The sequence below is a fragment of the uncultured Amaricoccus sp. genome, assembly GCF_937858865.1.
Taxonomy (GTDB): domain Bacteria; phylum Pseudomonadota; class Alphaproteobacteria; order Rhodobacterales; family Rhodobacteraceae; genus Amaricoccus.
In genome coordinates this window covers 1-5123 of the sequence record NZ_CALLYO010000246.1, presented here as the reverse complement: position 1 = coordinate 5123, position 5123 = coordinate 1, and the positions used below count along the sequence as shown (strand labels likewise).

8 protein-coding genes are annotated in these 5123 nt (G+C 74.5%); 3 read left to right on the top strand and 5 right to left on the bottom strand.

Annotated elements, in window-relative coordinates; translation table 11 throughout:
• A partial coding sequence (locus tag Q0112_RS06820) for a YmdB family metallophosphoesterase (protein WP_297973107.1) occupies positions 1 to 242 on the bottom strand: 242 nt, incomplete at its 3' end.
• A gap of 48 nt (positions 243 to 290) precedes the next feature.
• Positions 291 to 1142 (bottom strand): LysR family transcriptional regulator, encoded by an 852-nt coding sequence (locus Q0112_RS06815; protein WP_297973104.1) that lies wholly within the window; start codon positions 1140 to 1142, stop codon positions 291 to 293.
• Between the two features lie 111 nt (positions 1143 to 1253).
• Here Q0112_RS06815 and Q0112_RS06810 point away from each other — a divergent pair, with 111 nt between their 5' ends.
• Genes Q0112_RS06810 through Q0112_RS06800 form a run of 3 tightly spaced genes read left to right on the top strand, consistent with a single transcriptional unit; the run spans position 1254 to position 3668 of the window.
• Positions 1254 to 1925 (top strand): ankyrin repeat domain-containing protein, encoded by a 672-nt coding sequence (locus Q0112_RS06810; protein WP_297973102.1) that lies wholly within the window; start codon positions 1254 to 1256, stop codon positions 1923 to 1925.
• 11 nt (positions 1926 to 1936) lie between these two features.
• Positions 1937 to 2404, top strand: a complete 468-nt coding sequence (locus tag Q0112_RS06805) for a nucleoside deaminase (RefSeq protein ID WP_297973100.1) — start codon at positions 1937 to 1939, stop codon at positions 2402 to 2404.
• 4 nt (positions 2405 to 2408) lie between these two features.
• Positions 2409 to 3668, top strand: a complete 1260-nt coding sequence (locus Q0112_RS06800) for an MFS transporter (protein ID WP_297973098.1) — start codon at positions 2409 to 2411, stop codon at positions 3666 to 3668.
• Here Q0112_RS06800 and Q0112_RS06795 read toward each other — a convergent pair.
• From Q0112_RS06795 to Q0112_RS06785, 3 genes are all read right to left on the bottom strand, one after another.
• Positions 3637 to 4209: a 5-formyltetrahydrofolate cyclo-ligase gene (locus Q0112_RS06795; protein WP_297973095.1), complete on the bottom strand. Its 573-nt coding sequence runs from the start codon at positions 4207 to 4209 to the stop codon at positions 3637 to 3639. The genes Q0112_RS06800 and Q0112_RS06795 overlap by 32 nt on opposite strands.
• Before the next feature lie 215 nt (positions 4210 to 4424).
• The gene (locus Q0112_RS06790) at positions 4425 to 5009 is read right to left on the bottom strand and encodes a GNAT family N-acetyltransferase (protein WP_297973092.1); all 585 of its coding nucleotides are present in this window, start codon (positions 5007 to 5009) and stop codon (positions 4425 to 4427) included.
• Positions 4993 to 5097 carry a homocysteine S-methyltransferase family protein gene (locus tag Q0112_RS06785; protein WP_297973111.1) on the bottom strand — a complete coding sequence of 35 codons (105 nt, stop codon included), beginning with the start codon at positions 5095 to 5097 and terminating at the stop codon, positions 4993 to 4995. Before Q0112_RS06785 ends, Q0112_RS06790 begins: the two co-directional genes overlap by 17 nt.
• Between the last annotated feature and the right edge of the window lie 26 nt (positions 5098 to 5123).

The following is a 5123-nucleotide window of genomic DNA, read 5'->3' as shown; positions in this document are numbered from 1 at the left end:
TGCTCGATATAGGCGAGCATGTCGCGCTGGTCGAAGGCATGGTCGCCGAGCGTCACGCAGTCCGCCCCCGCCGCGAAGAGCAGCGCCGCATGCGCCCCGCTCAGCCCCATGCCGCCGGTGGCGTTCTCGCCGTTCACCACCACGAAGTCGAGCGCCCAGTCGCGCCGCAGCCGCGGCAGCACCTCGGCGATCGCCGTCCGGCCGCTGCGGCCCACCACGTCGCCGAGAAAGAGGAGCTTCATCGCTCCCGCTTAGCGGCGAAGCGGCGGGGCGGCAAGCGCGCTCGCGCATCACCCGTGCGGGGCGCTCCTGGCGGCGAGGACCGCGCTCATCCGCTCGACCAGCTCTCCGGCCGGCCCGGCGCTCTCCCAGGCGTAGATCGAGACTGCCATCGGCGGCTCGGTGCCGAAGGCGGCGTAGGGCCGCACGCGATATCCGCCCGCCGCCCGCCGCGGCAGCAGGGAGAGGCCGAGCCCGGCCTCCACCGCCACCAGCACGTTGTGGAGGCTGCTGCCCGAGAAGGCGACGTACCAGCGCAGCTGCTCGCGCTCGATGCGTGCGAACATCGGCTCGCGGTAGAGGCCGCCGGGCGGGAAGGCGACGAGCGGGATCGGATTGGGCCAGGCGCCGGGCGCCGCGGCGCTCTCGAACCAGGCCATCGCCTCGGGGAAGCTCGCCCGGCAGTCGGGGCCGGCCTCCGGTTCCTTGACCACGACGATGTCGAACTCGCCGGCGCGGTAGCGCCGGGTCAGGTCGCGGCTCAGCCCCGCTGTCACGTCCAGCCTGATCCGGCGGTGGCGCCGGGCGAAGTCGGCGAAGACCGTCGCCGCCTGGGCGCTGACGATGTCCTCGGGAACGCCGATGCGGATCGAGGCGGTGCCGGCCGGATCGGCGAGCGCCGCCTCCGCCTCCTGCTGCAGCGCGAGGATCCGCCGGGCGTAGCCGAGGAGCCGCTCGCCGGCCGCCGTCGGCACCACCGGCCGCGCGCCGCGGTCGATCAGCGCCGGCCCGACCGCGTCCTCGAGCCGGGCGAGCTGCTGGCTGACGGTCGACTGCGTCATGTTCAGCCGCTCCGCCGCCAGCGTGAAGCTCCCCGCATCGACGATGGCGGCGAAGGCACGGAGGAGGCGCGGATCGAGCATTGGGACGACTCACATTCAGATGCCGAATATCATACATCGGAACATTTAATTTCCAAATGGCGACGTTCCTCCCTATCTGGATGGCACAGCCACCTCCAACCGGGAACCACGATGCTGCGCCGTTCGATCCTCGCAGCCGTCGCTTCCCTGCTGCTGATCCCCGCCCCCCTCGTCGCCGCAGGACAGACCATGAGCGGAACCCCGTTGCACGCCGCCGCCGAAAGGAACGACGCCGCCGCCGTCCGCAAGCTCCTGGCCGAGGGGGCCGAGATCGACGCGCGCGACGGCAACGGGGCGACCGCCCTCCTTGTCGCCACCCACGGCAACCGGATCGAGGCGGCCCGGGCGCTGATCGCGGCCGGCGCCGACGTCAACGCCAAGGACCGGATCGACGACAGCCCCTATCTCTACGCCGGCGCCCGCGGGCATCTCGAGATCCTGAAGATGACCCTCGCCCACGGCGCCGACCTCGGGAGCACCAACCGCTTCGGCGGCACCGCCCTCATCCCCGCCGCCGAGCGCGGCCACGTCGAGACGGTGCGCACGCTGATCGCGGCCGGCGTCGAGCTCGACCACGTCAACAACCTCGGCTGGACCGCCCTTCTCGAGGCGATCATCCTCGGCGACGGCGGCACGCGGCACCAGCGCATCGTCGACCTGCTCCTCACCGCCGGCGCCGATGCCGATCTCGCGGACGGCGAGGGGGTGACGCCCCTGCAGCACGCCCGCGCCCGCGGCTTCGACGCGATCGCGGCGCGCCTCGTCACCGCCGGCGCCCGCTGAGGAGAATGCCCATGACCGAAGAGCGCTTTCTGCGCGAGGCCATCGCGCTCGCCCGCGCCAACGTCGAGGCGGGCGGCCGCCCGTTCGGCGCCGTGGTGGTCCGGGAGGGCGAGATCCTCGCCACCGGCGTCAACGAGATCCACGCCACCAACGACCCGACGACCCATGCCGAGATGGAGGCGATCCGCGCCGCCAGCCGCCGGCTCGGCTCGCCCGACCTCGCCGGCTGCGCCGTCTACGCCAGCGGCCATCCCTGCCCGATGTGCCTCGCCGCGATGCGGCTCGCCGGCGTGACGCGGGTCGCCTATGCCTGTTCCAACGACGAGGGCGCCCCCTTCGGCCTGTCGACGGCCGATCTCTACCAGGAGCTCGCCCGGCCCTTCGCCGAACAGTCGATGGCGATCAGCCACCTCCCCGTGCGCCCCGAAGGCGCCGACCTCTACCAAGCGTGGGCGCAGGCCCGCCGCGGGCGGCGCTAGGCCGATGGCGCGGGAAGGGGCGACGGCCGGCTCCGCGCTGCTGCTCGCGGCCGTCGCGCTGGTCGGGCTCAACCTCCGGCCCTTCATCACCGGCGTCGGGCCGCTCGCCGCCGACATCGGCGCGGCGACCGGCCTCGACCTGCAGGGCATCGCCCTCCTCACCCTGGTGCCGATGCTGCTGATGGGCCTCTTCGCCTTCGCCGGCCCGTCGCTGCAGGCCCGCATCGGCGCGCGGCGCGCCGTCGTCACCGCCGTCGCCGTCCTCGCGCTCGCGTCCTTCCTGCGCCTCTTCGTCGCGACCGCGGCGCTGCTCGGGCTCGGCGCCGCGATCGTGCAGGCGGTCTTCCCCGGCGTCATCAAGCAGCAGTTCCCCGGCCATGTCGGCATGGTCACCGGGCTCTATTCCGCGATGATGATGGGCGGCGGCGCCCTCGGCGCCCAGGTGGCGCCGCTCGTCACCGCGGCGACCGGCGACTGGCATGCCGGCCTCGCCTGGATGGCGCTGCCGGCCGCGCTCGCCCTCGCGCTCGTCGTCTGCGTCCTGCCAAGGGATGCCGGAAGTCCGGCCGGCGGGAGCGCGGCGGCGGCCTTCCTCCGGCGGCCGCGCACCTGGCTCCTCATGGCCTGCTTCGGCCTGGTCAACGCCGGCTACTCGACGGCGGTGGCCTGGCTCGCCCCCGTCTACCGCGAGCTCGGCTGGACCGCCGCCGCCAGCGGCGGCCTGCTGGCGGTGATGGCGGTCGCCCAGGCGCTCGCGGCGCTCTTGCTGCCGATGCTCGCCGGCGGCCGCGCCGACCGGCGGCCGTGGCTCTGGCTGACGCTGGCGATGCAGGCCGCCGGCTTCGCCGCGCTGGCGCTCCGCCCCGAGGCCGCGCCCTTCGCCTCGGCGGCACTCCTCGGCGCCGGCCTCGGCGGCTGCTTCGCCCTCTCGATGATCGTCGCGCTCGACCACCAGGCCGACCCGGCGCGGGCCGGCGCGCTCTCCGCGCTCATGCAGGGCGGCGGCTTCCTGATCGCCGCCATGGCGCCCTGGGTCGTCGCCGTCCTGCACGACGCGACCGGCGGCTTCCTGGCCGGCTGGCTGCTGCACCTCGCCTGCATCGCGCTGGTGTCGGCGCTCTACTGGCGCGTCCACCCGCGCAGCTACGCGCGGGCGCTCGAGCCCTCCGCCACTCCCCCCGTCATCATCGCAATGGGAATCGGCTCTCCTCGGCCGCGACCGGCCCCGGCCGTCACGCCAGGCGCCGCACCCCCGCCTCGGTGACGATGGCATCGAGCCGCATATCGGTCGCGGTGCGCGGCACCTCCGGGACCTCCTGCGCGGCATAGGCGAGGCCGATCGCCTCGACCGCCCGCGCCGCCCTCAGCGCCGCGATCGTCCGGTCGTAGAAGCCGCCGCCATAGCCGAGCCGATGCCCGGCCGCGTCGAAGGCGAGGAGCGGCACCAGCAGCGCCTCGGGCTCGGCCGCCTCGCCTTCCACCGGCACCTCGACGCCGAAGGCCCCCCGCTCTGTGCGCATCCCGGGCGTCCAGAGCCGGAAGGCGAGCGGACGCCCCGGCCCCAGCACGACCGGCACCGCGATGCGGTAGCCGACCCCGATCAGCGCCAGCATCGCCGGCCGCGGATCGATCTCGCTGCGGATCGGCAGGTAGCCCGCGACCGTGCGCACGCCGCGGAGCGGCGCGAGGAGCTCGAGCACGTGACCGGCCGCCAGCCGCGCCGCCCCGGCGCCCTGGGCATGGGCCGCCGCGCGGACGGCCAGCGCCGCCCGCCGGGCAGCGGCCTTCTCGGAAGGGTCGTTCATGTCGTCGGGGAAGCGGCGGGCCCGGCGCGACCGTGGAGGCGTGCAATCCCCGAGAGCCTGGCTAACCAGGTGGGCGCCGGATGCGATAGGCCAGGGCCAGTCACAGAGCCAGCTCCCTCGAGAATGTTTACGGCCACTGGGATATGGGCCCCTCACGGGAAGGCCAGAACCCGCCACCGGCCAATGTAGCGCGCCGCCCGCCGCTTTTGAAGCCCTCACCCGGCGGGGCGCAGCATCAGGATCCAGCTCGAGCTCCCGCTCTCCCACCCGTCCTTCACCATCGGCGCCTGCGCCTCCTCGACGAACCCCCAGGCCTCGTAGAGCCGCCGCGCCGCATGGTTCCGGTCGGCGACGACGAGGCTCAGCCCGCGCGTCCCCCGCCCGGCGCGCTCGGCCTCGGCGAGCAGCCGCGAGCCCACCCCGCGCCGCCGGAACTCGGGATGGGTCGCGAGCACATGCACGTAACGCGTGCCGACGGCGAGATTCTCGAGCGCCTGCAGCGGCCGGAAGATCGCCGGGATGCCGTCGAGCGGCCGCTCCGCCCCGATGTGGCGGCTGTAGAGCCCGCCCGCCACCCGGCCGCCCAGCTCGGCGACGACCGCGTTGCGCCAGGACATCTCGCCCTCGGCGTCGCGGATGCGGCGCCGACCGACGTCGATCGGCGCCTCGCCCGGCCCGGCCAGCCCGGCCCAGAAGCGGGCCGACAGTCCTTCGCTGGCGAAGAGGACGAACTGCGTCAGGTCCGCCGCATCCTCCGGCTGCGCGGCCCGCACCGCCGGCGCCTCAAGCCGCATGAGCATGGCCGCACCTCCCGCTGATCGCCGCCACGTGCCGATGGTCGGTGCCGCAGCAGCCGCCGACCACCCGCAGCCGCGGCAGGACCGCCATCAACCCGCGGTAGTCATGCGCCAGCT

Bases quoted from the DNA above. Each gene is read 5' to 3' on its own strand.
- Q0112_RS06815 (WP_297973104.1), bottom strand. From the start codon at position 1,142: ATGCTCGATCCGCGCCTCCTCCGTGCCTTCGCCGCCATCGTCGATGCG.
- Q0112_RS06810 (WP_297973102.1), top strand. From the start codon at position 1,254: ATGCTGCGCCGTTCGATCCTCGCAGCCGTCGCTTCCCTGCTGCTGATC.
- Q0112_RS06805 (WP_297973100.1), top strand. From the start codon at position 1,937: ATGACCGAAGAGCGCTTTCTGCGCGAGGCCATCGCGCTCGCCCGCGCC.
- Q0112_RS06800 (WP_297973098.1), top strand. From the start codon at position 2,409: ATGGCGCGGGAAGGGGCGACGGCCGGCTCCGCGCTGCTGCTCGCGGCC.
- Q0112_RS06795 (WP_297973095.1), bottom strand. From the start codon at position 4,209: ATGAACGACCCTTCCGAGAAGGCCGCTGCCCGGCGGGCGGCGCTGGCC.
- Q0112_RS06790 (WP_297973092.1), bottom strand. From the start codon at position 5,009: ATGCTCATGCGGCTTGAGGCGCCGGCGGTGCGGGCCGCGCAGCCGGAG.
- Q0112_RS06785 (WP_297973111.1), bottom strand. From the start codon at position 5,097: ATGGCGGTCCTGCCGCGGCTGCGGGTGGTCGGCGGCTGCTGCGGCACC.